At 65.5% G+C, this 25,679-nt stretch carries 22 protein-coding genes; 16 read left to right on the top strand and 6 right to left on the bottom strand.

The genetic code is table 11. From position 1 onward, the window contains the following. Positions 1–53: 53 nt before the first annotated feature. Entirely contained in the window at positions 54–1,028 is a 975-nt protein-coding gene (mvaD, locus tag RJT37_RS13205; protein ID WP_313685154.1) for a phosphomevalonate decarboxylase MvaD, read from the bottom strand. 418 nt (positions 1,029–1,446) lie between these two features. On the opposite strand from mvaD, the gene RJT37_RS13200 reads away from it, so the two are divergent. The 3 genes from RJT37_RS13200 to RJT37_RS13190 are packed head-to-tail and all read left to right on the top strand — an operon-like array spanning position 1,447 to position 6,374. Next, positions 1,447–2,985, top strand: coding sequence for a COG1361 S-layer family protein (locus tag RJT37_RS13200; RefSeq protein ID WP_313685152.1), 1,539 nt, complete (start codon positions 1,447–1,449; stop codon positions 2,983–2,985). A 3-nt stretch (positions 2,986–2,988) separates the two neighbouring features. Then, the gene (locus tag RJT37_RS13195) at positions 2,989–5,577 is read left to right on the top strand and encodes an efflux RND transporter permease subunit (RefSeq protein ID WP_313685150.1); all 2,589 of its coding nucleotides are present in this window, start codon (positions 2,989–2,991) and stop codon (positions 5,575–5,577) included. Continuing rightward, positions 5,574–6,374: a TrmB family transcriptional regulator gene (locus RJT37_RS13190; RefSeq protein ID WP_313685148.1), complete on the top strand. Its 801-nt coding sequence runs from the start codon at positions 5,574–5,576 to the stop codon at positions 6,372–6,374. Before RJT37_RS13195 ends, RJT37_RS13190 begins: the two co-directional genes overlap by 4 nt. Positions 6,375–6,403: 29 nt before the next feature. Here the strand turns inward: RJT37_RS13190 and RJT37_RS13185 are convergent, their stop codons facing one another. Beyond that, positions 6,404–6,685 carry an acylphosphatase gene (locus RJT37_RS13185; RefSeq protein WP_313685146.1) on the bottom strand — a complete coding sequence of 94 codons (282 nt, stop codon included), beginning with the start codon at positions 6,683–6,685 and terminating at the stop codon, positions 6,404–6,406. 97 nt (positions 6,686–6,782) lie between these two features. Here RJT37_RS13185 and RJT37_RS13180 point away from each other — a divergent pair, with 97 nt between their 5' ends. From RJT37_RS13180 to RJT37_RS13140, 9 genes are all read left to right on the top strand, one after another. Then, positions 6,783–8,165 (top strand): phosphohexomutase domain-containing protein, encoded by a 1,383-nt coding sequence (locus tag RJT37_RS13180; protein WP_313685144.1) that lies wholly within the window; start codon positions 6,783–6,785, stop codon positions 8,163–8,165. 307 nt (positions 8,166–8,472) lie between these two features. Then, positions 8,473–9,597 (top strand): BMP family lipoprotein, encoded by a 1,125-nt coding sequence (locus tag RJT37_RS13175; protein WP_313685142.1) that lies wholly within the window; start codon positions 8,473–8,475, stop codon positions 9,595–9,597. Between the two features lie 160 nt (positions 9,598–9,757). Next, positions 9,758–11,347 (top strand): ABC transporter ATP-binding protein, encoded by a 1,590-nt coding sequence (locus tag RJT37_RS13170; protein ID WP_313685140.1) that lies wholly within the window; start codon positions 9,758–9,760, stop codon positions 11,345–11,347. Then, positions 11,344–12,576: an ABC transporter permease gene (locus RJT37_RS13165; protein WP_313685138.1), complete on the top strand. Its 1,233-nt coding sequence runs from the start codon at positions 11,344–11,346 to the stop codon at positions 12,574–12,576. The genes RJT37_RS13170 and RJT37_RS13165 overlap by 4 nt, the downstream gene beginning before the upstream one ends. Continuing rightward, entirely contained in the window at positions 12,569–13,639 is a 1,071-nt protein-coding gene (locus tag RJT37_RS13160; protein WP_313685136.1) for an ABC transporter permease, read from the top strand. Before RJT37_RS13165 ends, RJT37_RS13160 begins: the two co-directional genes overlap by 8 nt. Positions 13,640–13,797: 158 nt before the next feature. Next, a complete protein-coding gene (locus RJT37_RS13155; protein ID WP_313685134.1) occupies positions 13,798–14,724 on the top strand; it encodes a sulfide-dependent adenosine diphosphate thiazole synthase in 927 nt (308 codons plus the stop codon). Next, on the top strand, positions 14,724–15,389 hold the full coding sequence (gene tenA / locus RJT37_RS13150; protein ID WP_313685133.1) for a thiaminase II: 666 nt from the start codon (positions 14,724–14,726) through the stop codon (positions 15,387–15,389). Before RJT37_RS13155 ends, tenA begins: the two co-directional genes overlap by 1 nt. Further along, complete coding sequence (gene thiD, locus RJT37_RS13145) at positions 15,389–16,777, top strand: bifunctional hydroxymethylpyrimidine kinase/phosphomethylpyrimidine kinase (protein WP_313685131.1); 1,389 nt, start codon at positions 15,389–15,391, stop codon at positions 16,775–16,777. The genes tenA and thiD overlap by 1 nt, the downstream gene beginning before the upstream one ends. Before the next feature lie 138 nt (positions 16,778–16,915). Next, entirely contained in the window at positions 16,916–18,289 is a 1,374-nt protein-coding gene (locus RJT37_RS13140) for a geranylgeranyl reductase family protein (protein ID WP_313685129.1), read from the top strand. A 19-nt stretch (positions 18,290–18,308) separates the two neighbouring features. Here RJT37_RS13140 and RJT37_RS13135 read toward each other — a convergent pair whose 3' ends face one another. Together RJT37_RS13135 and RJT37_RS13130 are read right to left on the bottom strand one after the other, a co-directional pair. Further along, positions 18,309–19,580 carry an amidohydrolase gene (locus RJT37_RS13135; RefSeq protein ID WP_313685127.1) on the bottom strand — a complete coding sequence of 424 codons (1,272 nt, stop codon included), beginning with the start codon at positions 19,578–19,580 and terminating at the stop codon, positions 18,309–18,311. Positions 19,581–19,735: 155 nt separating this feature from the next. Continuing rightward, positions 19,736–21,160, bottom strand: a complete 1,425-nt coding sequence (locus RJT37_RS13130; protein WP_313685126.1) for a sodium-dependent transporter — start codon at positions 21,158–21,160, stop codon at positions 19,736–19,738. Positions 21,161–21,327: 167 nt separating this feature from the next. Between RJT37_RS13130 and RJT37_RS13125 the strand changes: the two genes are divergently transcribed. Beyond that, complete coding sequence (locus RJT37_RS13125; protein WP_313685124.1) at positions 21,328–22,071, top strand: proteasome assembly chaperone family protein; 744 nt, start codon at positions 21,328–21,330, stop codon at positions 22,069–22,071. A gap of 103 nt (positions 22,072–22,174) precedes the next feature. On the opposite strand, the gene RJT37_RS13120 is transcribed toward RJT37_RS13125, so the two are convergent. Beyond that, the gene (locus RJT37_RS13120; RefSeq protein ID WP_311173754.1) at positions 22,175–22,507 is read right to left on the bottom strand and encodes a 30S ribosomal protein S10; all 333 of its coding nucleotides are present in this window, start codon (positions 22,505–22,507) and stop codon (positions 22,175–22,177) included. A gap of 261 nt (positions 22,508–22,768) precedes the next feature. Here RJT37_RS13120 and RJT37_RS13115 point away from each other — a divergent pair, with 261 nt between their 5' ends. Then, entirely contained in the window at positions 22,769–23,227 is a 459-nt protein-coding gene (locus RJT37_RS13115) for a bis(5'-nucleosyl)-tetraphosphatase (RefSeq protein ID WP_313685123.1), read from the top strand. A 98-nt stretch (positions 23,228–23,325) separates the two neighbouring features. Further along, positions 23,326–24,318, top strand: a complete 993-nt coding sequence (locus RJT37_RS13110; RefSeq protein ID WP_313685122.1) for a DUF5787 family protein — start codon at positions 23,326–23,328, stop codon at positions 24,316–24,318. A 130-nt stretch (positions 24,319–24,448) separates the two neighbouring features. On the opposite strand, the gene RJT37_RS13105 is transcribed toward RJT37_RS13110, so the two are convergent. Continuing rightward, positions 24,449–24,970: a DUF5797 family protein gene (locus RJT37_RS13105; RefSeq protein ID WP_313685120.1), complete on the bottom strand. Its 522-nt coding sequence runs from the start codon at positions 24,968–24,970 to the stop codon at positions 24,449–24,451. Between the two features lie 219 nt (positions 24,971–25,189). Between RJT37_RS13105 and RJT37_RS13100 the strand changes: the two genes are divergently transcribed. Then, a complete protein-coding gene (locus RJT37_RS13100; protein WP_313685118.1) occupies positions 25,190–25,513 on the top strand; it encodes a transcription factor S in 324 nt (107 codons plus the stop codon). Positions 25,514–25,679: the final 166 nt, after the last annotated feature.

Genomic DNA, 25,679 nt, shown 5'->3' with positions numbered 1-25,679 from the left:
AACAGAGACGAGCTACGACGGACAAGTGGATCTCTGCTCTGCTCCCGATCTGATCAGAACAACGCTTGCGACTCGGGGAGGATCTCCGCCGGTCCGCCAACCTCCCACACGTCCGTATCGACGCCGACAGCGGCGACTGCCTCCTCGACAGCATCAGCGTGGTCCGCAGTGGTATTCACGTACACGCTGGCTCCCGTATCCGTCGAGAAGTAGACCGGGATCTCCTCCTCGCTCCGGAGTTCCCGGACCGCGTTGAACACCGCAATCGTATCGGGCTGCCAGTACACCCAGCCCGCCGGTCCGGTCATCGTCGTCGCCGTCAGCGACAGTGAATCGTGTTCGGCGAGTTCGAAGGCCGTCCCGAAGTCAGCCTTGAAGAGCGCATCGCGCATCGCGTCGATCTGGTGATGAACGTGGGCCATCCGAGCCTGGAACATATGACTCTCGGCCGCTTCTCGGTGGGCCTGTTCGGTCTCCTTGTAAGCAGGGACGTGAGCAGCGACGATCCGAAGGTCCTCTTCGAGGTCCGTTTGGATCCGTTCGGAGCGGCAGTCTTCGTCGTTCATCCCCGAGTAGAGTTGGGAGAACGCCCCGGTGACCGCACGGGCGGCCGACGAGGATCCGCGACGAGCGATCGTGGAGACCTCCGGGGGCGTCAGATCCAGCCCCGCGGCCGTCGCCAGCGCCATCGCTGCCGCCGCAAAGCCCGAGGACGACGAGCCGAACCCGATGTTCGGGGGGAAGGAGTTCTCCGATTCGAGCCGAACCGGGTGGTCGATATCGGCCAACTCGCGGACGTGATTCACGACGGCGTCGATGCGCTCGGCACCGCGCCCCGAGACCCGTTCGTCGCCGATCCGGTAGACGTCCTCCGCGGCGTCCGGCCGGAATTCGACAGTCGTTCTCGTGTGACTCGGCGCGGTACAGACGCTGATGCTGTCGTGGTACGGGAGCCGCAACTGCTCGTCGCGCATCCCGTGGTATTTGATCAGGCCCTGAATCGGGTGTGCCTTCGCGGTCGCCTTCATACCCCAACGCGGGAGGGACGTGGGGTTAAACGTCCCGATGGCGAAAAGTCGTCACAGGCGCCCCCGTTCGTTCGCTTCTCCGGAGTGATTTCGATCGCATCCGGCCACGAATTCTCCGCCACCGTAAAAAGACGAGAGCCCGCCAAGCAACGCGAGGTCCTTCCGGAAGTTCGTTGGTCTCCCAATCGATCCCCTATACGGGTTTCCGGATACCGGCGACACCGGGTGATAGCGGTGTCTGGTGGTGAAGTTTCCGCTCGGTAAGAATCACTCGTGGAACTCCGAGGCTGTTTGTAGAAATTTACAATACCTTATATACGAGAGGTCCGACTGTGGCGTATTAGCAGTCGTTCGTGCCGGAGACCGCGGTCGTTGCCGGCCCTCCGGAGCGTTCGACGACACCTACTGGTCCCCAAAAATGAGACGAAAGGTACTCGTGGTTCTGCTTGTCGCATCGCTTCTGGTCAGTGCGGTTCCGGTGGCGGGGCTTACCTCCAACCCCGACCTCCGCACGGTGACTGCCGACCGGACGATTACGCCTGGTAGCGTCAACGAGGTGTCGTTCCAGTTAGTGAACGATCCCGACGGCCCCGACGACAAGGTTCGGACGGCGACGAGCGTTCGCGTCCGCCCCGGAAACACCGGTCCGCTGAACGTAGAGACGAACGAACTGTTCGTCCCAGAACTGGCCGACAGCGACCCGGCGGATCTGTCTATCCAGGTGGACGTCCCGAAGGATGTCGACAGCGGCACGTACCGGATTCCGCTGCATCTCACCTACGAGTTCGACAACGGGGCAGCCAACACTGTCGAGCGCCGCGTCACCGAGTACCTCAAAGTGCGCGTCAAACCCGGTCCGCGGTTCACCGTCGTCGGCACCGACTCGACGGCGGCAGTCAACGGGCAGGGTACCCTGGAAGTGACGATGCAGAACGTCGGCGACCGCGAGGCGCTCGACTCGACGCTGACGCTTTCGTCGTCGAGTCCCGACGTGTCGCTGGGTTCCGACAAGTCGAGCACGCGGTTCGTCGACACCTGGGCGGAGGGTGAAAATCGCACCTTCGAGTTCGACGCGCGCGTGAGCGACGCGGCACAGCCCAGCAACTACTCGCTGGATGCCCAGGTCGACTACGAGCGCCCCGACGGCACGACCGGGTCGAGCACGTCGCTCACTGTCCCGATGCGAGCACTCCCCGAAATGCGCTTTTCGGTCTCGGACGTGAGCAGTTCGCTCCGCGTCGGGGAGACGAACACGCTGTCCGGCACGGTCACGAACAACGGCCCGAAGGTCGCCGAGGACGCCGTGGTCACTTTCGAGGATCCGGGACCGACGGTCTCGCCGACTGAGACCTCGGTCGCCGTCGGGTCGCTGGACCCCGGCGAGTCCGCGCAGTTCTCCTTCGAGGTCGAGGTGACAAGCAGCGCCGACTCGGGACCGAGACAGTTCGATCTCGCCGTCGACTACTGGGACGAGGAGGGAACGCAACGACAGTCCGATACCATCCCCACACGCGTCGACGTCGGTCAGGAGTCGGCGGAATTCGACGTCGAACCGGTGAACGGGACCTTCACCGCTGGCTCCGGCGGCGAGTTCTCGGTCACCGTGACGAACACGCGCGATTACACCGTCACCGACGTCTCCGCGAAGATCTACACCGACTCGCCGCTCTCGACCAGCGACGACGAGGCGTTCGTCGACGAACTTCAGCCGGGCGAGTCCCGCGAACTGATCTTCCAGTTGAGCGCCGACGGCAGCGCGACCGCGAAAACCTATCCGGTCAAGATGGACTTCCAGTACGACGACGACGGCGGCGACACCATCGTCTCAGACACGTACCAGGTGCCCGTCGACGTCACGGGCGCCCCCGAGGGCGGCCTCCCGGTCGTTCCAATCGCAATCGGCGTGCTGGTCGTTCTCGCCGCTGGCGGGTTCCTCTACTACCGACGACAGGGCTGACTGATGCGCCTGGACTACCAGCGCTTCGTCGACTGGGCCGACGACAACATCGTCAACCGGCCGGAGAAGGTGATGTTAGCCTTCCTCCTCGTGACTATCGTGTTTGCGGCCGGGCTCGGCAGCGTCTCCACCGAAGCCGGAACCCAGCAGTTCGCGGAGGACATCCCCTCGGCGAACGCGCTCGAACGGATCGAAAACGAGTTCCTCCCCGCCTTCGACGAGAGCGGGGGCAGCACCCAGTTGGTCCAGCGCGACGCCAACGTCCTCTCGAAGCGCTCGCTGCTCGCGATGCTCAGAGCCCAGCAAGCGATGGAGGAGCGCAGCGATATGTACGTTTCCAGCACCTCTTCGGCGGCTGGGCTCGTCGCGCAAACCATCGATCCGGACGCCACGACCTTGGAGCAACAGATCAGGGCGCTCGAACGCGCACCCCAGGGGGAGGTACGGCAGGCAGTCCGTGAGAACGCCGACAACCCCGCTCTGACCGGCATCGTGAGCAACGACTTCAACGCGAAATCGGCGTCGGCGTCGGCCACGATCGGGGTCGTGCAGCACGACCTGCCCGGCGGGGCTGGCGGCGGGACAGCCGGACAGTCCGGCGAGAGTCCCCTGACGTCAGTCCAAAACGACGCCCAGCGGATCATCGACGCCGAACTCGACGCCGACATCACTGTCTTCGGGAGCGGTATCATCGCCGACGAGTTCAGCACCGTGATCAACGACTCGCTGCTCATCGTCACGCCCGCGGCGGTCCTCCTCATCGTGGGGTTTCTCGTCGTCGCGTACCGTGATCTGCTGGATCTCCTCCTCGGAACCCTCTCGCTCGGGTTAGCTATCATCTGGACCTTCGGCTTCCTCGGCCTCGCGGGGATCCCGTTCAACAACATTATGATCTCGATCCCGCCGTTGCTTCTGGCAGTCGGGATCGACTTCGGCATTCACGCGATCAACCGCTACCGCGAGGACCGCGCGACGGGCCTCGACATCGAGTCAGCGATGACCGTCGCGACCGACCAGCTTCTGGTGGCATTCTTCATCGTCACTGGGACCACCGTCATCGGCTTCCTCTCGAATCTCGCGTCGGATCTCCCCCCGATCCGGGACTTCGGCGTCGTCGCCGGCGTCGGAATCATCTTCACGTTCTTCATCTTCGGAATCTTCCTGCCGGCCGCGAAAGTCTGGATCGATCGGCGGCGTGACGGCTGGCCCATCCCGACGTTCAGCCAGCGGCCGCTCGGCGAGGAGGGGTCGGCACTCGGTGCGGTGCTCTCGGTCGGGGTGACGCTCGCACGGATCGCTCCGGTCGCCGTACTCGTGCTCGCACTCGTGTTCAGTGCGGGCGCTGCGGGCTATGCGACCGGTGTCGACACGTCGTTCACCCAGGAGGACTTCCTGCCGCCCGAAGAGGTGTCACCGTTCCTGAAGTCGCTGCCGGAGCCCTTCGCGCCGTCCGACTACAGCGCCGTCGCGACGTTGAATTTCCTCGAAGACAAGTTCACGAGCACGCAGGGGGGATCGATCACGATATACTTGGAGGGGCGGATGGAGAACGACGCCGCCCTCGAACGGATCCACCGCGCGGGGGAGGACCCCCCCGACGAGTTCGTCGAGGCCGAAAACCGGCGCGCGGAATCGACGAGCATCGTGACGATCATCCAGGACCGCGCCGACGAGGATCCGGAGTTCGCGGCGCTGGTCGAGCGGAACGACCGGAACGACAACGGCGTTCCCGACGACAACCTCGCGAAGATCTACAGCGAACTGGAGGAATCGCCCGCGGGCGATCGAGCCTCGGAGTATCTCGCCGACGACCACCGGAGCGCCCGCATCGTCTACACCGTCTCCGCCGACGCCTCTGACAGCGAGGCGGTCGCAGCCGGTTCCGAGGTCTCGGACCGCTTCCGCGCGGACGCGACCCTGACTGGCAACACCGTGGTCTTCCAGGAGGTCTCGGATCTGATCTTCGAGTCGGCCATCCAGAGCCTCGCGCTGGCGCTCGGGTTGACCGTGGTGTTTCTGATGTTCATCTACTGGGTGCTGGAAGGGCTTCCCTCTCTGGGGATTGCGAACCTCGCCCCGATAGTCGTGTCGGTAACGGCGGTCGCGGGCACGATGCGGGTGCTGGGCATCTCCTTTAACGCCTTCACCGCGACGATTCTTTCGCTGACGATCGGCCTGGGGATCGACTACTCGGTCCACATCGTCCACCGCTTCATCGACGAACGGCGGGAGCGACCGCTGATCCCGGCGCTCCGCCGGACCGTCGTCGGGACCGGGGGCGCACTCCTCGGGAGTATGGCGACCACCGCCTTCGGCATCGGCGTCCTCGTGTTGGCCGTTCTGTCTGTGCTCGGCCAGTTCGGGGTGCTGACGGCGATTTCGATCGTCTACTCCTTCCTGGCCTCGCTGCTCGTGCTCCCCTCGGCGCTCGTCGTCTGGGACCGGATCGTCAACGGCGATCCCGACACGGCGATGGGCCCCAGACCGGCAGCCGACGGGGGAGCGGTATCCGGGACGAACCCGGACGACCGGGACGGAGCGCTCGCGATCACGGCGGAGGACCGACCCCGCAACACGGAGGGATCACAATGACGGAACCAGACGACGGAGACGGGGCTCCCTCGGAGCACGACGCCGTCGAGTCGCTGGAACGACTCGGGCTCTCGAACTACGCCGCGCGGGTGTTCATCGCGCTCCAGCGGCTCGGTGTCGGGACGGCGAAGGGGATCCACGAGGAGACGGGGGTGCCCCGCTCGCAGGTGTACGGGGCGGCCGAGGAACTCGCCGAGGTCGGGCTGGTCGAACTCCAGCAGTCGACGCCGAAGCGATACCGACCGGTGGGTCTCGAAACCGCCCGACGGCGACTCGCGGAGGAACTGAAGGCCGAGGCTGATCGGGCCTTCGCGTTTCTGGAGGCACAGCGGCGGGCCGGGACCGAGCGGGAGACCCGCGACGACGTCTGGACGGTCCGCGGCCGCGAACCGATAAATAGCCGCGTGGTCGAACTCGTCAGACAGGCGACCGAGACCGTTCTGATCGGGGCGCCGGCCCCGGCGTTCGTTCCCGAGGAGTTGGTCGCGACCGTCGAGGACCGGCACGCTGCCGGCGTCGCCGTTCGGGTCATCAGCGAGAGCGAGGCGGTCAGGGATATCTTCGCGGCCATCAACAGCGTGGAAGTGACCGCACCGCTGGAGTCGGGGACGATGGACTACACCGGGCGCGTGCTGCTCGTCGACGACCGGGTCGTTCTCCTCTCTGCGGCAGCGTCGGACGATCCCGCAGAGGAGACTGCGATCTGGTCTGCGGACACCGCGATGGCCGAGATCCTCTCACGCGCTATCGCCAGCAGTATCGACTCGCTCGTCCGGGGACCGGAGGACGGGGCGTAGCGGGCGGCGTCGCCGTCACGGTTCCCTCATCACCACCTGACCTGGAAGCCGGATTCGCCAGTTGGCTCCTCGTAGGAGACCTCGACGTCCTCGACCGAGGCGGCGCTGCTGCCCGTGTGGCACCACTCGATCATCTCCTCGACCGCGGATTCGTCGCCCTCGAAGACCGCTTCCACGCGCCCGTCGTCGAGGTTTTTGACCCAGCCGTCGACGCCGCGTTCGCGCGCGGCGTCCCGCGTCGACGCGCGGTAGTAGACGCCCTGTACCCTCCCGCTGACGAACACGTGCGCTCTAATTCGCTCGTCGCTCATCACGCCGGGGTACGCCCTACGGCGTAAAATATCGTCGCGTTCCGAATCTCGACTGCGGAGCGTGAGTTTATAACCCGTCGGCGAACCAGGTGGATGTATGGAACTGTTCGGGACCGCGGGGATTCGCGGGTCGGCGACCGAGCGGGTGACGCCCGAGTTCGCGCTCGCGATCGGTCGTGCGGTCGGTGCTGACGCAATCGAGTCGGCCGGCGGCGACGCGTCCGACGGAGCGGCCGAGGTGGTGGTCGGCCGGGACGGACGCACCACGGGACCGGCGCTCGCGGCCGCCGTCGAGGCAGGTGTCGAATCGGCGGGCGCCGAGGTCCGTCGGATCGGTACCGTTCCGACGCCGACGCTCGCCTACGTGTCGCAGGGTCGCCGCGGAGTGATGCTCACCGCCTCTCACAACCCGCCGACGGACAACGGAATCAAACTCTTCGCCGACGGCGAGGAGTACGACCGTGAGGGGGAAAACCGGATCGAGCGCCGCGTCGCCGAGGAGACGAAGCCGGTGGAGTGGGCCGACTGGGGCAATTCAGAGGATCTCGACGTCTTGCCCGCCTACCGGCAGGCGGTCGTCGACTACGCGCTGGACCACGGCGCAGACGCAGCAGACCTCGCTGTCGCGGTCGACTGCGGGAACGGGATGGGTGCGCTCGGAACGCCGCAGTTCCTCCGGGAACTGGGCGCTCGCGTCGTCACGCTGAACGGGCAGGTCGACGGCCACTTCCCCGGCCGGGAGTCGAAACCGACGCCCGAGTCGCTTGCGGACCTCAGAGCGTTCGTCAGCGACCGCGACTTCGCGTTCGGGATCGGACACGACGGCGATGCAGACCGGATTGTGGTCGTCGATGCCGACGGCGGCGTCGTCCACGAAGACACCGTGGTCGCGATCCTCGCCGAGCACTTTGTCCGCGCGTCGGCCGCGACGGACCCGGTCGTGGTGACGACACCGAACGCCTCCGGGCGGATCGACGAACGGGTCCGGGAAGCCGGCGGTCGTATCGAACGCGTCCGACTCGGCGCCCTGCACGAGGGAATCGCCGCCACTCGCGCGGACGGCGGCGAAGTTGTCTTTGCCGCCGAACCGTGGAAACACATTCACCCCGACCACGGCGGCTGGATCGACGGCATCGCCTCCGCAGCGGTTCTGACGCGACTCGTCGCCGCAACGGGGCTCGACGGACTCCGAGAACCCGTCACCGAGCGCCCCTACCGGAAGGTGAGCGTCGAGTGTTCGGACGACAGAAAGAGGGAGGCGATGGAGCGTGTAGCGTCGACGCTGCCGGACGCCTTCCCCGAAGCGACGACCGACACCGAGTACGGCGTCCGACTGGAGTTGCCTGACGGATCGTGGACGCTCGTTCGCCCCTCCGGAACGGAGCCGTACGTACGTATCTACGCCGAAGCCGACGACGTCGATTCCCTCATCGAGGACGTGCGGGCGGTCGTCGTCGACGCTGTCGATAGAGCGGACTGACGTCCGCCAACGACTGATTCTGAGTACTCTCGTCTCTTCCCACCGAGCGCCGCCAACGGGGATGGCGCTCGGCGGTAACAAGTGAGCGTAATCAGTATGAACGGGCGGGCGCTCTCCTCGAATCTCTGTACCCGCCCTCCCCCTAGAAGGGGAAACAACGGTCGGGGTGGCACAGGAGGCAGCCGATCGATCCGCAGTAAGGTCTGATGTCTGTCCACTTTTCCCTCGAAGGGAGTGTGTGTTCGGAGCCAGAAGCGACGAATTTATGCATATATCGCTACCCACTGTTGGATAGGTGTCAAACGCTATGGATAGACGGACGTTCGTGAAGGCGACGGGTGTGGCGGGAATCGCAGGACTAGCCGGCTGTAGCGGCGGTCCATCGGGCGGATCGGACACGGAGACGACCGAACCGAGCGGTGACGACGACGGGATGGAGACCACGGCCGCCGAGACGACCGAAAGCGGCCCGGCGGCGAACATCGGGATGGTGTACGCGACCGGCGGTCTCGGCGATGGGTCGTTCAACGACCAGGCGCAACAGGGCGTACTGGAGGCCGAAGAGGAACTGAACATCGCGTTCAACGAGGCACAACCGGACGAGGTGGCCCAGTTCAGCACCTTCCAGCAGCAGTTCGCCCAGTCGACCGATCCCAATTACGACCTGGTCTGCTGTATCGGGTTCCTGCAGGCCGACGCGCTCTCGGAGACGGCCGCGGACTACCCCGACCAGAACTTTATGCTGGTCGACGCCGCCGTCGAACCGTCGAACGTGGCGAACTACGTGTTCAAGGAACACGAGGGCTCGTATCTGGCAGGCCTGATGGCCAGCCTGCTCACGACGCGTGACTTCTCCGCGGGCGCGGGCTCGACGAGCGGCGACTCCACGAGCGTCGGGTTCGTCGGCGGCGTCGAGTCGGACCTGATCCGGAAGTTCCAGGCCGGCTTCGAGGCCGGCGTCGCTGCCGGCAACGAGGACGTCGACGTCAGCACGAACTACACCGGCAGCTTCAACGATCCCGCAGCGGGCCGCGAAGCGGCGACGGCGATGTACAACAGCGGCGCCGACATCGTCTACCACGCGTCCGGCAACACCGGGACGGGCGTCTTCCAGGCAGCGCAGGAGGAAGGCAAGTTCGCCATCGGGGTCGACCGCGACCAGTCGATCACGAAGCCCTCGTATGCGGATGTCATCCTCGGAAGTATGGTCAAGCGGGTCGACACCGCGGTGTACAACTCCATCGAATCGGTCGTCAACGACAACTTCCAGGGCGGTAGCGCCGTCCAACTCGGCCTGGAAGAGGAGGGCGTCGCCCTCGTGTACGGTGACTCGCTGGGCTCCGAGATCCCCGACGACGTCGCCGACGAGGTCGCAACTGCACGCGATGAGATCATCGCGGGCGACATCTCGGTGCCGTCGACGCCGCAGTAAGGCGGTCCGGATCGTCGCCGCGACAGCATCCGGACCGTCGGCGCGACAGCATCCGGACGGGACGGCGGCACGACCGGGGGAGTGGGGACCGGTCGTCCGCCACGTCTGAGCACAGATCCAAACCTATTCGGGGATGCCACGAACAGGGGCAAACAGATATATGGAAACTGCCGTCCACCTCGACGGGATCACGAAACGGTTCCCAGGCGTCGTCGCCAACGACGACGTGGACCTGTCCGTCGAGCGTGGGACCGTCCACGCGCTCTTGGGTGAGAACGGCGCCGGAAAGACGACGCTCGTGAACGTCCTGTACGGGCTCTATGAGCCGACTGCGGGCCGAGTCGTGGTTGACGGCGAGGAGCGGATGTTCGACTCTCCGCGGGACGCCATCGACGCCGGCGTGGGGATGATCCATCAGCACTTCATGCTCGTCGATCCGATGACCGTCGCCGAGAACATCACCCTCGGTAACGAGCCGCGGAAGTGGGGAGGCCTTGGCATCGACCGGGCGGCCGCCCGCGAGGCTGTCGTCGAACTCGCGGACCGGTACGGCTTCGACGTCGATCCCGACGCGCGGATCGAGGACGTCTCCGTGGGTGAACAGCAGCGGGTGGAGATTCTCAAAGCGCTCTACCGCGGCGCGGACGTGCTGATCCTCGACGAGCCGACGGCGGTGTTGACGCCTCAGGAGGTCGAGGAGCTCTTCGAGGTGCTCGAAGAGCTGACCGCCCAGGGGAAGACGATCATCTTCATCACGCACAAACTCGGCGAGGCGATGCGCGCCGCCGACGAGATCACGGTCCTCCGGGACGGAAAGAACGTCGGTACCGTCGACGCCGACGCGACGACACGGGAGGAGCTCGCGGAACTGATGGTCGGCCGCGAAGTGCTCTTGGACGTGAATCGGCCCCCGGCCGAGGCCGGGGATGTCGTCGCCGCCGCCTCGGACATCGTCGTCGACGACGACCGGGGCGTCCGCGCGGTCGACGGCGTCTCCTTCGAGATCCGGGCGGGCGAAGTGTTCGGCATCGCCGGCGTCGACGGCAACGGCCAGTCCGAACTCGTCGCCGCCCTGACCGGACTCCAGCCGCCGGACGACGGTCAAATCAGATTCTTGGGCGAGGAGATCACCGACACCTCCCGCCGGCGTCGGATCGAGTCGGGGATGGCGTACATCCCCGAAGACAGACAGGAGCGGGGGATCGTGATGGACTTCGACCTGATCGAGAACGCGCTCCTGGGCAGCCAACACAGCCCGGAATTCGGTCCCAACGGACGGATCGACTGGGACGCCACACGGGACCACGCCGAACAGATTATCGACGACTACGATGTCAGAACACCGGGCGCCACGACGAGTTCGGAGTCGCTTTCGGGGGGCAACCAACAGAAGTTCATCGTCGGGCGGGAGTTCGCACGCGACCCCGAACTGGTGGTCGCTTCGCATCCGACCCGCGGTGTCGACGTGGGGTCGATCGAATTCATCCACGAGCGACTGCTGGAACTCAGACAACAGGGCGTTGCGATATTGCTCGTCTCCTCGAAACTGGAGGAGGTGCAGGGACTGTCGGACCGCCTCGCCGTGATGTACGAAGGGGAGTTCATCGACGTCGTCGACCCCACGGAGACGACCGAAGAGGAACTCGGGCTGTTGATGGCGGGCGAGCGGCCGGAGTCGCGAGGGACCGAGGACGCGAAGACGACAGGAACGACACCGGAAGACGCGCCGACCGGCGGTGAGAACGCGTGAGCGCCGCTGACCGGGCTAGAGACGCCCTCACACGGCTGATCGACGCGTCTGCGGCAGAGCGGATCCTGATCAGCACGGCGGCGCTCGTGCTGTCGATCCTCGTCGGTGCCGCTATCGTCCTCGTCGCGGGGCGGATGACGACCTGCTCGCCCGGCGATGCGGTGTACTATTTCGGAGCGGGCTTCTGTTATGACCCGGTCCTCGTGTTCGATCGGCTGTTCCTCGGCGCCCTCGGGGACCCGCTGAGCGGGTCGTGGTCCCCGGAGGGGCAGTTCTCCGTGACGCTCCGGGAGACGACGCTTCTGCTCTTCACCGGGCTTTCTGTGGCGCTTGCGTTCCGCGCGGGCATCTTCAACATCGGGACGCAGGGACAGATGGTCGTCGGCGGCCTGGCGACGGCGCTTCTGGTGCTTTGGGCCTCGACGCTCGTCTCCGGCGTCGTCGGAACCGTCCTTCTCGTTCCGTTCGGCGTCCTCGTCGGTGCGGTGTTCGGCGGCCTCTACGGCGCGATTCCGGGGCTGCTCAAGGCGTACGCCGAGGCCAACGAGGTCATCACGACGATTATGCTCAACTTCATCGCCACGGGGGTGACGCTGTATCTCGTCTCCGACACGTTCAAAGACCCCAACAGCGCGGCGAATCAGACGGTCACGCTGCCGGACTACGCGCAGTTTCCGACCGTCCTCTTCGGGGGGCGGCAGGATTTCTCCCTTGTTGCGCTCTTTTTCGGCCTCGTGGCGATTGTCGGCCTCTACTACGTCCTCGAACACACGGCCTTCGGCTACGACGTCCGGACGTCCGGCATCCAGCCGGCGGCCGCGGAGTACGGCGGCGTCGACGCCGCCCGAACGATCGTCGCGAGTCTCACCCTCTCGGGCGCGCTCGGCGGCGTCGCCGGCGCGATGTACGTGATGATGGTGCTGGGCTCGTTCCAGTCCGGCGTCCCCGCCTACGGCTTCGACGGGATCACCGTCTCGATCCTCGCCGGGAACAACCCCCTCGGTGTCGGCTTTGCGGCGCTGCTCTTCGGGGTGCTCAAAAGCGGGACGATAGTCGTTCAGTTCGCGACCGACGTCCCGCCGCAACTCGTGGGCGTCCTCCGCGGACTCATCATCCTCTTCGTGGCGATGCCGGAGTTCTTCCGCCTGGTCGGTCGGCGGATGACCGACCTGGGATCACGGCCCGTGGCGACCGATGGCGGCCAAACGGAAGGTGAAACCGATGAGTGACGCAGACGGATCGGGAGTGACGTCGTTCTTCGCGGAGTACTCAACGCGGGCGCTCTCTGCGGCGGTCGTCGTCGTCGCGACCGTCGTCCTGTTGATCCTCGGCGTTCTGTTCCCGGATTCGCTCGCCGGGACGCTCGCCGACGCCATCACCAGCCGAAACACTCTGGCTTCCGCGCTTCGGCTCTCGGTCCCGATCGCGTTCGCGGCACTCGGGGGGATCTTCTCGGAGAAATCCGGCGTCATCAACATCGGGCTCGAGGGCCTGCTCATCATCTCGGCGTTCACCGCGGTCTACGTGACAGACCTCACCGGCGGGGTCTGGATCGGCTTCGGCGGCGGAATCCTCGCGAGTACCCTGCTCGCGCTACTGTTTGCGATCGTCACGATCGAGTTCCGCGCTGATCAGATCATCGCCGGCCTCGCCGTCTGGCTGATCGCGCTCGGGCTGGCACCCTTCGCCTCGCAGGTGATCTACGGCGGGCCGAACACGCCGACGGTCGCCTCGCCGGGATCGATATCGGTTCCGGTACTCTCCGAGATCCCCTTCTTCGGCGCGCTCTTCTCGGCGTCGCCGTCGGTGTACCTGCTCTTCGTCGCCGTCGCGGCCTCGTGGTACGTCTTCGAGCGAACCGCATTCGGGCGCTGGATCCGCGCCAGCGGGGAGAACCCGAAAGCCCTCGATACGGCCGGCGTGAACGTCTCACGGGTGCGCTACGCCGCGGTATTGGTCTCGGGCGTCCTCGCGGGAATCGGCGGTTCGGCGCTCTCTTTGGACCTCGGACAGTTCACCGGAAACGGCCCGACGATGGTCAACGGCAAGGGCTTCATCGCCATCGTGGCGTATCTGTTCGGCAACTACAATCCGATCGGAGCGTTCTTCTCGACGCTGCTTTTCGCCGGTCTGGACGCGATCCAGACCGTCCTCCAGTTGGAGGGTATCGGCCTGCCCAGACAGCTAATCCGCATCATTCCCTTCGTGGTCGTCATCATCGTGCTCGCACTCGTCGGGCGCACGCGGATCCCGGAGGCCGCGGGCGACCACTACGAGTCGGGTGAGGAGTAGGCGGCCGGTCCTGCGCTCTCTTGTTCTCCCGTTCGTCGCTGTCGAGTCACTGAGCGACTGCTGCGTCACTGCCGTTGCCGCGACGGTCTTCTCGCCGTCCAGAGACTGACCGACTCGCGACCGCAACGACTAATTAGTTGGTAGTAACACTAGGTGGTATGTCGTTCAGCGGCTTCAGCGACGCGACGGATGCACAGGTCACGAACGCTATCGCCAGGTCCTGGAGCGAGGAGTTCCTGGACTTCACCGACACGGAGGTCATCGTCGTCGGCGGCGGTCCGTCCGGACTGGTCACGGCGAAGGAACTGGCCGAGCGCGGAGTCGAGGTGATGGTCGTCGAGAAGAACAACTACCTCGGCGGCGGCTTCTGGCTCGGCGGGTTTCTGATGAACAAACTCACCGTACGAGAGCCCGCTGATGCGGTTCTCGACGAACTCGGGGTGCCCCACGAGGAATCCGACACGGAGGGGCTCCATCTCGCCGACGGACCGCACGCCTGTTCTGCGCTCATCCAGGCCGCCTGCGACGCCGGCGCGAAAATCCAGAATATGACCGAGTTCACCGACGTCGTCGTCCGTGACGGGCACCGCGTCGCGGGCATCGTGATGAACTGGTCGCCCGTCCACGCGCTGCCCCGGGAACTCACCTGCGTCGATCCGATCGCCGTCGAGGCCGACCTCGTCGTCGACGCGACCGGCCACGAGGCCGTCGTGGTCTCCAAACTCCAAGAGCGGGGGGCGATCGACGCGCCGGGGATCGAACACGCCGAGACGCACGCGACAGGTATGGACACGACCGCAGAGGGCGAGTACGGCGCGCCGGGTCACGACTCCCCGGGCCACGACTCGATGTGGGCCCAGGACAGCGAGGACAAAGTCGTCGAGAAGACGGGCAAAGTCCACGACGGACTTCTCACGGCCGGACTCTCGACGGCCACGACGCACGGCCTCACCCGTATGGGGCCGACCTTCGGCGCGATGCTGCTCTCCGGCAAGCGCGCCGCCCAGGTCGCGCTGGACGAGCTCGGGGCGAACGCGCCGGTCGTTGACCTCCCGGGCGACGCGCCCGCCTCCGCGGACGACTGATGGCCTTCAGCGAGCAACTGCTCGCGGACGGCGCGGACCTCTGGGCCGCCCAGAAGGACCACCCCTTCGTTCGCGAACTCGCGGCCGGCACCCTCGACGAGGCAGCCTTCCGCCACTGGGTCACCCAGGACTATCGGTACCTGCTGGATTACGCTCGGGTGTTCGCTATCGCGGGCACGAAGGCGACAGAGGAAGCGCGGATGCGGCGCCTCCTCCACATCGCCCACGCGATCGTCGACGACGAACTGGATCTCCACCGGGAGTTCGCCGCTGAGTACGGGCTGACGCCCGCGGACCTGCGGGCGACAGAGAAGGCGCCGACCTGCGTCGCGTACACCAACTTCCTGCTTCGAACCGCCCACGAGGGATCGCTTGCGACCATCGCCGCGGCAATCTACCCCTGCGGGCAGGGCTATCTGGACGTTGCCGAGCATATGGCGGATCTGGCGACCGCAGAGCACCGCTACACGCCGTTCATCGAGAAGTACACGAGCGATGCGTTCCGCGAGTCGGTGTCCTGGATGCGTGACCTAGTCGACGACTGCGCCGCCGAAAGTCCGGGAAAGCGCGCCGCGATGCGGGAGGCGTTCCTGCAAAGTACGCGGCTCGAACACCGCTTCTGGGAGATGGCCTACACGCGGGAGTCCTGGGAGGTGCCTGCCTGATGACCTCCGAAACCGGGCCCCGATTCGACGACAGACGCCGCCCGGCGCCGGTTTCGCTCCCGGTCTCGCTAACGATCGCGGGGAGCGACTCGGGCGGCGGCGCCGGGATCCAGGCTGACCTCAGAGCGATGGCGGCCCACGAGACGTTCCCGACCAGCGTCGTGACGAGCGTCACGGCCCAGCACACCCGCGGCGTCGAGCGGTCGACGGTCCTCGCTCCCGACGACGTCCGCGCGCAGTACGAAGCAGTCGCAGACGACTTCGCCGTGGGCGCCGCCAAAACGGGGATGCTCGGCACCGCCGACGTCGTCCGGACGGTCCGGGCGTGCGTCGCCGAGGCGACCTTCCCGCTCGTCGTCGATCCGGTGATAGTCGCGACGTCCGGCGATCGGCTGCTGGATTCCGCCGGCGAGCGCGCCTACGAGGATCTCGTTGGCGAGGCCACACTCGTCACGCCGAACCGCGACGAGGCGGCCGTTCTGGTCGGAAGCGACGGCACGGAACCGACACCCCGCGAGGCGGCCGAGCGGCTACTCGAGATGGGTGCGGACGCGGCACTCGTGACGGGCGGCCACGGCGGCGGCGACACTGTGCGTGACGTCCTGGTGACGGATTCTGGCGTCCGGGAGTTCGCCCACCCGCGGATCGACACCGCCGCGACCCACGGCTCCGGCTGTTCGCTATCTGCGGCGATCACCGCGAATCTGGCCCGCGGTCGGGACCTCGAAGCCGCGGTCAGGGCCGGAATCACGTTCGCCAGTCGGGCCGTCCGCTACCCCCTTGACGTCGGCGGCGGACCGGGAGCCGTCCACCCGCTGGTCGAGGTACGCAACGACGCCGAGGCGCAGTCGACGGTCGCCACCGTCCGCGGCCTCGTCGATCAGTTCGTCGAGATGGATGTGGGCCCGTTGGTGGCTGAGGTCGGGATGAACGTCGTCGGCGCGACCCCATACGCGGAAGCGATCGACGAGACGGCGGCCGTCGAGGGGCGCATCACCCGGACACTGGACGGCGTCGAACCCAATCGGGGGGTCCGCTTCGGCGCCTCGAGCCATCTCGCCCGGTTTCTCCTGGCCGCTCGCGAGCACGACCCGGCTCTCCGGTTCGCGACGAACTGTCGGCTCACTGCGTCCACGCGCCGCGGACTGGAGACACTCGATGCACCGGTCGCGTGGTTCGATCGAACCGCCGAACCCGACGAGGCCTCGACGATGGACTGGGCGGCCGATCGAGTGTTCGATCGCGCCGATGAGCCGCCGCGCGCCGTCGCCGACGAGGGCGCCGTCGGGAAAGAGCCGATGATCCGCGTCGTCGGCGGGACACCCGCCGAAGTCGGGTCACTCGTCGAGCATCTGCTGGACGAGGCCGCCGCCGGTGGCGAGCCGTAGCGTCCCCCTGACACCGGGTGTGACCAGTGCACGGAACCTCCTGCTGCCCGTCACCACCCCAAGTGCTCGCCGGTCGCCCCCGGAGCGGGGGTTTCCGACAAATAAAGAGTTTTCCGCTCGGACGCGAGAGACTGAACGATGAGTACCTCCCACGAGTACGACGTCGTCGTCGTCGGAGCCGGGACCGCCGGGTGTTACGCCGCGGCCACGGCGGCCGACGCGGGCCTCGACGTCGCCGTCGTCGAGCGGAAATCCGCCGAAGAAGCCGGTCACATCGCCTGCGGCGATGCGCTGAAGGGTGCCGACGCGTTCCCCGAAGCGATCCCGAAATCGCAGATCGAGGGCGCGTTCACGAACACGGGCGTCGACCACGGCCGGTTCGAGATCCCGCAGGAAGACACCGTCCTCGACATCCCGGTCCCCGGCGAACTCGCGGTCATCGACCGCTGGGAGTACGGTCACCTGATCATCGAGGGTGCGGAGTCCGCCGGCGCAGAGTTCCACTACGACACCGTCGTCCAGGACGTCACGCAGGCCGACGACGGCACCGTCACGGGCGTCCGCGGCAAGCGGAACGGCGACGTCGTCGAGTACGACGCCGACGTGGTGATCGACGGTGCAGGGTCGCTTTCGATCCTCCAAGACAAGACGGACTTCTCGGAGTCGCGATTCGACACGAACGTCGCCTACTCGCAGTTCTGCTCGGCGTACCGTGAGATCGTCGAAGTGCCGGAACCGGTAGAGTGGGACGACGCCCTGGTCTTCAAGCCGACCGAGCGCGCGGCCGGATATCTCTGGTACTTCCCGCGGACCGAGACGGAGATCAACGCCGGCCTCGGGTTCCAGATGAACGAGGAGCCGATGAAGCTGGTCGACGACCTGCGGCGGGATCTGCAGAACCGCCCCGAGTTCGAGGGCGCGACCGTAACGGACAAACTCGGCGCGGCGCTGCCGACCCGCCGGCCCTACGACTCGGCTGTCGCGCCCGGATTCATCGCCGTCGGCGACGCTGCCGGTCACGTCAATCCGACGACCGGCGGCGGGATCGCCGGCGCGGCCTACGCCGGCACGTATGCGGCTGAACAGGCCATCAGCGCCATCTCCGCGGGCGACGTGAGCGAGTCGGCGCTGTGGCGCTACAACGAGCGCGTGATGGACCACTTCGGCGCGCGGTACGCCGGCCTCGACGTCTACAACATCCTGTCGACGGCGATCGACGTCGACAATCTGATGGGGCTTTTGGCGTCGCTGCCCGGGGAGAAACTCGCGGAGGCGCTGTACTCCGGGACGACCTCTTTCGGCCCGACGCTGCTCGCGAAGACGGCCAAAGAGTCCTACGGACACTGGGGGCAGATCCTGCACTTCTACCGGACGAAGCAACTCGCCGACGAACTGATGGAACACTACGGGCGCTATCCCGGCCGTCCCGAGGCCCTCGACGTCTGGCAGGACGAGCGCGACCGGTTGATGGACGACATCTACGAGGTCACCGGCGCAGAGTCGAAGTACTGACGCGCTCCCTACTGTTCAGTTAGGGCCGCCGTTTTCCGATCTCGACGATGGCTGTCGAGAGCACCTCGACGCCGAGTCCGATGTCCGCCTCGTCGACGTCGAAGGTCCCCGTGTGGTGGCCACCAGGATGGTCAGTGCCGACGCCGACGTAGGCCGCCTTCCCATCGTTCTCCTGTACGCGACGCATCAGATACGTCGCGTCCTCGCTGCCGCCGAGGTGGTCAGTTTCGAGTATGGAGGTGACGCCGTCGGTCCCGCGAGCCACGTCGGCGACGACCGCCCGCAGTTCGTCGTCGCTCCGTGCTGACGGGGCCTGTCCAGCGGTGTGAATCTCGGTCTCACAGCCGTGCATCTCCGCGGCCGAGCGGAGCACCCGACGGGCCTTCCCATACATGTACTCCATCAGTTCCGTGGTCTCTCCACGCACCTCGCCCTCGATTCCGACGCGTTCCGCGACGATGTTCGAGGCAGTGCCGCCCTCGATGACGCCGACGTTGACGCGGGTCGCGCCGTCGCCGTGGCGAGAGATCCCGTAGAGGTTCTCGACCGCGGTCGCCGCCGCCTGCATCGCGTTGTCTCCCTCCTCGGGACGGGCACCGGCGTGTGCGGACTCGCCGACGAACGCCGCCTCGAACTGGGAGACTGCCAGGAAGCCGTCGATGCCGGCGACGATCTCGCCCGAGGGATGATCGAGGCCGACGTGGACCGCGAGCAGGTAGTCGACGTCGTCGAGGTGCCCCGACTTTGCCATCGGCTCGCCGCCGACGATCCGTTCCTCGCCCGGCTGGAAGCACACCTTCAGCGTCCCCGAGAAGTCGCTTTCGAGGATGGCGTCCAGGACGCCGATGCCGATCGTCGTGTGGGCGTCGTGCCCGCAGGCGTGCATATAGCCCTCGTTCCCCGATCGGAAACCCTCGCTTGCGGGGTAGTGGTCCTCGGCAGACGACTCCGTGATCGGCAGCGCGTCGATGTCGACCCGGAGTGCGACTGTCGGCCCATCGCCACGCTCGACGACGGCGACGGCGCCGGTATATCCGCCTTCGAGTCGGTCGAGAACGTCCGTGCGGGCGCCCGCTGCCTCGGCGCGCTCCATCCATTCGTCGAGTTCCTCCTCGTCGGGGACGCCCACGCGGTCGCCATCGGCGAGGACCTCGGGACCCACGTAGAGCGCGTCGAGGTCGCGCGTCTCGAGTTCGTCGACGATCCGTGCGGTCGTGTAGAACTCTCGCCAGGCGGGTTCCGGATGCTTGTGGAGGTCACGACGGAGTTCTCGGAGGTCGTCTGCGGTCATACGTCTACGTTGGCGGCATCAAATAAAGTCGCGTCGGCGCCGGGTCCCGATTCAGGTCTGTCGTCCTCTCCTGCAACAGCGGTATGCGTGACCGCAGTGGGCTACACAGAACGGCTCTCACGCTCGTTTTGATGAGTTCCCGTCGACGGATCGATTCATCGTCGCTTTCCTCGGAGGCGCGGAGGGGGAGGGAGCCGGTCACGGGCCACCCATCCGAGTCCGGCGAAGACCACGAAGAGACACGCCGCAACGATCACTCCGACGGAGCCGCTCCGAGCCCGATTCACGAGAAGCCGCCACGCCGGTTGCGCGATCCCGATCGCTTTTGCGGCGGTCACCACCACCAGGATGACCGGGATGAGGTATCTGACGAACGGATAGAGGATACCGAGGTCGTCGTGGACGGTATCGAGGTCGACAGCCCACACGAAGACGAACAGGATAAGGATCGCAGAAATCGGCAGCGCGAACGTTCCGACAGACTCGTCGACAATATCCAACACGGGACGGCCGAACGCGGCGAGTCGCATCGGACTGTAGCTGAGCGCCGAGGGGACGCCCACGAAAAAAACGCCGACAGTGAGTGCTATCGTCGCGCGTGGTCTTGAGAGCCGTGTCGAGTTCGTCGCCGCAGCAACGCCAACCTCCAGAAGCGAGACCCCCGAACTGAGCGCGGCGAAAAAGAGCAGCCCGAAAAACGCGACCGCGACGATGCGGCCGAAGGGCATCGTCTCGAACGCCGTGGGGAGTGTCGTGAAGGCGAGTTCCGTCCCGAGGGTTGGCTCGAGGCCGAAACTGAAGACGATCGGGAATATCACCAGACCAGCGACGATGGCCGCACCGATGTCGGTGACTGTGACGAGCAACGCGGAGTTGCGGAGGTTCGCCCCCTCGTCGACGTAGCTTCCGTAGGTGAGCATAATCCCCTGACCGACGGACATCGAGAAAAACACCTGTCCGAACGCGGCACTCCAGATCCCCGCGTCAGTGAGTACCGAGAACCGGGGTGTAAACAGGAACCTCGCTGCCTGTCCCCACGCTGGAAGCGTCACCGCATACAACGCGAGTCCGAGAAGGATCGCAAACACGGTGGGCATCACGACCTTTGCCATCCGTTCGATGCCGTCGCGGACGCCCAGCGAGACGACGCCTCCCGTGAGGACTGTTGCTCCGACGAAGTAGCCCACCGGCTCCCACCCCGCTGTGAACGCACCGAACGTCGTTTCCGTCCCGCCCAGCCACGATAGCAGGAAGCCGAATACCCATCCCGTAAGAACCAGATAATAGCTCAAAACGAGGAGAACCCCGCCAGTCACGAGCCAGCCGAATGCGGTGTACTCGGGTTTCACTGACCGGAACGCGGACACCACGTCCGTCCGGAGTCGTCGTCCGACCGCCAGTTCGAGTACGAGCAAGGGGACTGCACACACGAAGGCTGCGATGAGATACGGAACGAGATAGGCGCCCCCTCCGTTCTGGCCAACGACTGCGGAGAACCGCCAGATGTTCCCGAGACCGACAGCGGCACCGACGGTCGCAAGTAGAAAGCCCAGTCGGGAGCCCCAGCGCTCCGTAACCATCTGTAATCTCATAGTAAGGACGTGCACAAACCATCTTAAATCTACGACTTGAGCGAGTGCGCCGGGGGACCGTCTCCAAAACTGGTCGTCTCTCTCCGCGGTCGCGATTTGTGTCATATTACATAGATTCTCGCAATTATTATTGCTTGCCGACGAGAATAACTGGTATGGCTACCGACCCATCCTCCCGCCCGTCATTCCGCATCACCCACGAGGCCAGCGCCTCGGAGAGACTCGTTGCCGGCTTCTCGTCGTTTGGACTGGCCGGGCTCACTGCGGTCGACTTCCTGGTCGATCAACTCGAACTCGAGGAAACCGGCTATATCACCACCGAGGAACTCCCGTCGATGACGCCGTTCGAAAACGGGACCCCGCGCCACCACACTCGGCTGTTTTCCCGCCCCGACCTGGATCTCACGCTCCTGGTGAGCGAGCTCTTCGTCCCGCTGTGGGCGGCTGACCCGTTCGCGAAGTCGATTCTCGACTGGACCGAAAGCAATCGCATCGAGGAGATTACGATCCTCTCTGGAGTCCCCCTCCCCCACGGGCCGACGGACCACAGAGTGTTCTACGTTGCCACCGAAGATTACCAGGACGAACAGCTAGCCGCTTCCGATATTACGGCGATGGGAACAGGATTCCTCGACGGCGTGAATGCGAGCGTCGTCGGTCGTGGGATGGACACTGATCTGCGTGTCGGTGTCTTCATCACGCCGGTCCACCCCCGAGTCCCCGACGTCGAAGCGGCGCTCCGACTCCTTGTCGCCGTCGAGCAGTTGTACGATATCGAGGTCGACACGACCGCATTAGAGCAGTTCGCAGGCGAAATTGAACAGTACTACCGTGATCTCGAAGAACGATTACAGGCGGTCGACCAATCGGAGATTCACGAAGACCGGATGTATATGTGAGGTCGGTTCGACGTTCCGGTGCTCGTACTGTCGGACGTAACTATCCGGAAATTCTCGGCACCACGGGGTGCCGAACTGTTCCACGAACGTACGTCCGACAGTATCAGTCCCGCAGATGGCCGGCCGGCTTCTTCTGTTCGACCTCGATCTCGACGTGGAGGCTCTCCGGAAAGTCCATGTGGCCGACCTCCCGCGCGATGTGGTCGTTGCCGTGGATCTCCAGTTTCCGGGAGTAGACCGTGTAGCTCCACGGCGAGAACTCTTCGCCGGGCTGGAGCGTTCGATACTGCGGTACTGAGTGGTTTTCGGGAGGGTCCGCGTGCGGTCCCTTGCATTCGGCGCCCTTGCGTTCGAGCATCGATTTGAGGTCCGACACTGCCGATTCCAGTTCGTATCGGTTCCCCGATTGGAAGCGTAGTTTTGTGACGAAGGTCATAGGCTGGGTTCCGCTGGGTTAGGAAACATATCGGCACCGAGCCGTAAAAACACACCTATCGTCGTTGCTTCTCGGTGTGTGTCGACTTCCACCACGGCGAGCGGGCGGTTCTGATACTGATTACTCTCACTTTTTATCGCCGAGCACCGGAGGCGGGGATGTCGCTCGGCGGGAGAGACGAGAGTAATCAGTATGAGAGACTGCAGGGGCCCCTCGAAGCGTCCGATAGTCTCTTAACTCCTTGTACGGTTATTTCAGGTAATGACAGTCGAAGCGGTCAGCGCTGGAGCCATCCTCTTCCGCGACACCCGCGGCGAACGGGAGTATTTACTCCTGAAGAGCCGGCCGGGGGACTGGGAGTTCCCCAAAGGCGGGGTCGAGGGCGAAGAGGAGCTCCAGCAGACGGCGATCAGGGAAGTCAAAGAGGAGGCTGGGATCGAAGATTTCCGCCTCATCGACGGGTTCCGCGAGGAGTACGACTACGTCTTCGAGGCCAACGGCAGGACGATCCACAAGACGGTGCATCTGTTTATCGCCCGGTCGTTCGAGGCGAGCGCAGAGCTCTCGAAAGAACACCGCGACCTCCAGTGGCGCGACTACGAACAGGCGCTCAACACGATCACACAGGACGGGCCGCGGGAGATCTTCGAGCAAGCACACGAGTATCTCGACCAACTGGCCGCCGACGGCGAGGAACAGGACGGCAAGTACCTCGCGTAGGCCGGAGTCGTACGCGTGATACCGACTATCGTCGTCTCTTCCCGGTGCGCACCGGCTCGGGGTGTGGTGAGCGCCGGTAAACAGTTACAGCAGTCGTTATGACACCCGGAACCGGCGAATTCGGCTTCGAGCTTTTCGTGTGCCGGTGGGCAGAGACGGCGTGGCCCCCTGACGAAAAGCGAGAAGCCCCAGTCGTCGTCGCCCGCCAACTCGGCACGCAGGCGCGCCGGTGGGACACCGTCGTTCTCGAATGCGATCCAGAGGGACTCAGGGCCCGGGCGCAGTTCGGCGAGCGCGAACTCGATTCGGACCTCCTCCACGTGGTTCGCAACGCGCCCGCCGACTGGGCGTGGTACCGCGACGCGCTCCCGCACCCCGGGTATCCCTGGCGGTACGTTCGTGCAGCGGTCCACCGCGCGGCCGACCGCGGCGTCGTCGAGAAACGCCGGGACGGAAACCGGATCGAGATCAGACGTATCGCACCCTATCCCGACTGGCTCCGGCGGATCATCGCTATCGAGAACAAGCCCGACCTCGACGCGTCGGCCGCCCGCGCGCTCTCCGAACAGTTGACTCACGACGTCGAGACAGCGCTCGCCGACGAGGTGTGGGTGGCGACTGAGGCGACAGGCGAAAGCGTCGAACCCGCGCTTCTCGAGGATCTGCCCGTCGAGGTCGGCATCCTGGCGCTCTCGTTTCCAACCGAAGCGAGCGTCGAGTGGCATCCCAGTGCGGTGACGCCGCCGGAGGCCGCTACCGACGCGGCCCGACAGCGACGCCGACTCGAACTCGGAGAGCGGGCCTACGGGCGCGGCTGGCGCGATTACCACGAGACGATGCGGCCGGACTGCCGGCACTTCGAGCTTCGACGCGCGGGCAGAACGTTCGTGCCGAACTGTCGGGCGAAGCAGCGTTCACAGACTGCCGCCGAGTGTTCCGGGTCGTGTCCGGACTTCGAACCGGAACCGCCGGCGTGGCGGACGAAGGGCTGGCCGATCGAAGGCGGTCCGGGGAAGGGAATCAAACGGCTGCTCCGGAGGCGTCGGGAGTGGGTTCGGGAGCGGGACCGAATCCACACAGAAGACGACTGATACTGGTTACTCTCACTGTTTCCCGACGAGCGCCACCCCCCTCGACGGCGCTCGGTGGGACGAGACGAGAGTAATCAGTGTGATTGGTTCGTTCGCGATCGCTCAGAAATCGATCATCCGGAAGTCTCGCTCAGGAATCGGATATTTCGACGTCGATCTCCGCGCGGTGGGCCGCCAGCCGGAACGTCGGGACCGTCCGATAGATCACTTCCACGACACCCTTCCGTCGGAGGTTCTGCAGCGCCTGTCGGACGTCCTCGACGGGCGGATCCACGTCGTAGGCGTCGCGGACCTTGTTCAGGACGCTCACGACGCTCTCGGATCGGTCGTTCGGACCGGCGACGACCGCGAACACCTGCGATTCGAGTTCCGGGACCCGGATGACGGCGGGCACGCCGCCGTCGTCTCCGTCACCGCTTTCGACTCCGGGCTCGACATCGACGAGATCGGCGGCGTCCGCCGTTGCGCGGATGAGGCTGTTGTCGTCGCGGTAGTAGTACTCCTTGAGTTCCCCTTCGAGATAGCTGTGGACCTCGCTGCCGGACTCCAGCCCCCACGCCTCCTGGAGTTCCTTGTTCTTCGTCGGTTGCAGGCGGACCACGTCGGCGAGTCGCTCTCTGGCCTCTTCGGAGAGAGTTCCGTCGTCTGTCACAGGCGCCCGTTCGTCCCGAGGTAGTAATAAGGGCTGTTGTAGGCGCCTGTCGCCTCCCGCGGGATCGGACTGCGGAATCGACGAGAAAGCGTTCCGAGCCTCTCTCGGTTCGTCGTTCGTCGCTGCGACGCTCGAACCTGGATTTTCGGAACACGGGCCGGACCGATTCGCCCGGCGATCCCGGCGTTTAAGTCGATGAAGCGTCTGATTGGGGGTAGAATGGAGTTTTGCGACGACTGCGGTTCGATGATGAAGACCGAGGGAGACGTCTGGGTCTGCGGCAACTGCGGGGCCGAGAAGCCCCGCGATTCGGCCAACGAGGCGCATATGACTTCGACGGACGCCCGCGAGGAGACCGAAGTGGTCGATATGTCCGAGGTCGACGACGAGGAGATCGGGCCGACCACGACGGTGATCTGTCCGGAGTGCGGACACGACCGCGCACGCTACGAGATGAAGCAGATCCGCTCGGCCGACGAATCGGAGACGCGCTTTTTCACCTGTACAGAGTGCGGCCACAAGTGGCGCGAGGACGATCACTGATCGGCAGCGGGCCGTTTCGCTCCAGTGCCGGGCAGTACGGTCAATTCTGTCGCGCTGAATCGCATTGCCCCGTCTCGGTTCACCTCCGCCCCGGCGAATTAATACTGTCGGACGTAACTATCCGGAAATTCTCGGCACCACGAGGTGCCGAACTGTTCCACGAACG

The sequence above is a fragment of the Halobellus marinus genome (assembly GCF_032113415.1).
In the GTDB taxonomy this organism is placed as follows: domain Archaea; phylum Halobacteriota; class Halobacteria; order Halobacteriales; family Haloferacaceae; genus Haloquadratum; species Haloquadratum marinus.
The sequence above is the reverse complement of the archived record's forward strand: the minus strand, read 5'-3'. Positions and strand labels throughout refer to the sequence as shown.

Excerpts from the sequence above, each read along its gene's own strand:
- RJT37_RS13160 (WP_313685136.1), top strand. The coding sequence starts at position 12,569 with ATGAGTGACGCAGACGGATCGGGAGTGACGTCGTTCTTCGCGGAGTAC.
- RJT37_RS13130 (WP_313685126.1), bottom strand. The coding sequence starts at position 21,160 with ATGGTTACGGAGCGCTGGGGCTCCCGACTGGGCTTTCTACTTGCGACC.
- RJT37_RS13120 (WP_311173754.1), bottom strand. The coding sequence starts at position 22,507 with ATGACCTTCGTCACAAAACTACGCTTCCAATCGGGGAACCGATACGAA.
- RJT37_RS13195 (WP_313685150.1), top strand. The coding sequence starts at position 2,989 with ATGCGCCTGGACTACCAGCGCTTCGTCGACTGGGCCGACGACAACATC.
- RJT37_RS13175 (WP_313685142.1), top strand. The coding sequence starts at position 8,473 with ATGGATAGACGGACGTTCGTGAAGGCGACGGGTGTGGCGGGAATCGCA.
- thiD (WP_313685131.1), top strand. The coding sequence starts at position 15,389 with ATGACCTCCGAAACCGGGCCCCGATTCGACGACAGACGCCGCCCGGCG.
- RJT37_RS13110 (WP_313685122.1), top strand. The coding sequence starts at position 23,326 with ATGACACCCGGAACCGGCGAATTCGGCTTCGAGCTTTTCGTGTGCCGG.
- RJT37_RS13155 (WP_313685134.1), top strand. The coding sequence starts at position 13,798 with ATGTCGTTCAGCGGCTTCAGCGACGCGACGGATGCACAGGTCACGAAC.
- RJT37_RS13135 (WP_313685127.1), bottom strand. The coding sequence starts at position 19,580 with ATGACCGCAGACGACCTCCGAGAACTCCGTCGTGACCTCCACAAGCAT.
- RJT37_RS13100 (WP_313685118.1), top strand. The coding sequence starts at position 25,190 with ATGGAGTTTTGCGACGACTGCGGTTCGATGATGAAGACCGAGGGAGAC.
- RJT37_RS13125 (WP_313685124.1), top strand. The coding sequence starts at position 21,328 with ATGGCTACCGACCCATCCTCCCGCCCGTCATTCCGCATCACCCACGAG.
- RJT37_RS13185 (WP_313685146.1), bottom strand. The coding sequence starts at position 6,685 with ATGAGCGACGAGCGAATTAGAGCGCACGTGTTCGTCAGCGGGAGGGTA.
- RJT37_RS13180 (WP_313685144.1), top strand. The coding sequence starts at position 6,783 with ATGGAACTGTTCGGGACCGCGGGGATTCGCGGGTCGGCGACCGAGCGG.
- RJT37_RS13170 (WP_313685140.1), top strand. The coding sequence starts at position 9,758 with ATGGAAACTGCCGTCCACCTCGACGGGATCACGAAACGGTTCCCAGGC.
- mvaD (WP_313685154.1), bottom strand. The coding sequence starts at position 1,028 with ATGAAGGCGACCGCGAAGGCACACCCGATTCAGGGCCTGATCAAATAC.
- RJT37_RS13190 (WP_313685148.1), top strand. The coding sequence starts at position 5,574 with ATGACGGAACCAGACGACGGAGACGGGGCTCCCTCGGAGCACGACGCC.
- tenA (WP_313685133.1), top strand. The coding sequence starts at position 14,724 with ATGGCCTTCAGCGAGCAACTGCTCGCGGACGGCGCGGACCTCTGGGCC.
- RJT37_RS13140 (WP_313685129.1), top strand. The coding sequence starts at position 16,916 with ATGAGTACCTCCCACGAGTACGACGTCGTCGTCGTCGGAGCCGGGACC.
- RJT37_RS13115 (WP_313685123.1), top strand. The coding sequence starts at position 22,769 with ATGACAGTCGAAGCGGTCAGCGCTGGAGCCATCCTCTTCCGCGACACC.
- RJT37_RS13200 (WP_313685152.1), top strand. The coding sequence starts at position 1,447 with ATGAGACGAAAGGTACTCGTGGTTCTGCTTGTCGCATCGCTTCTGGTC.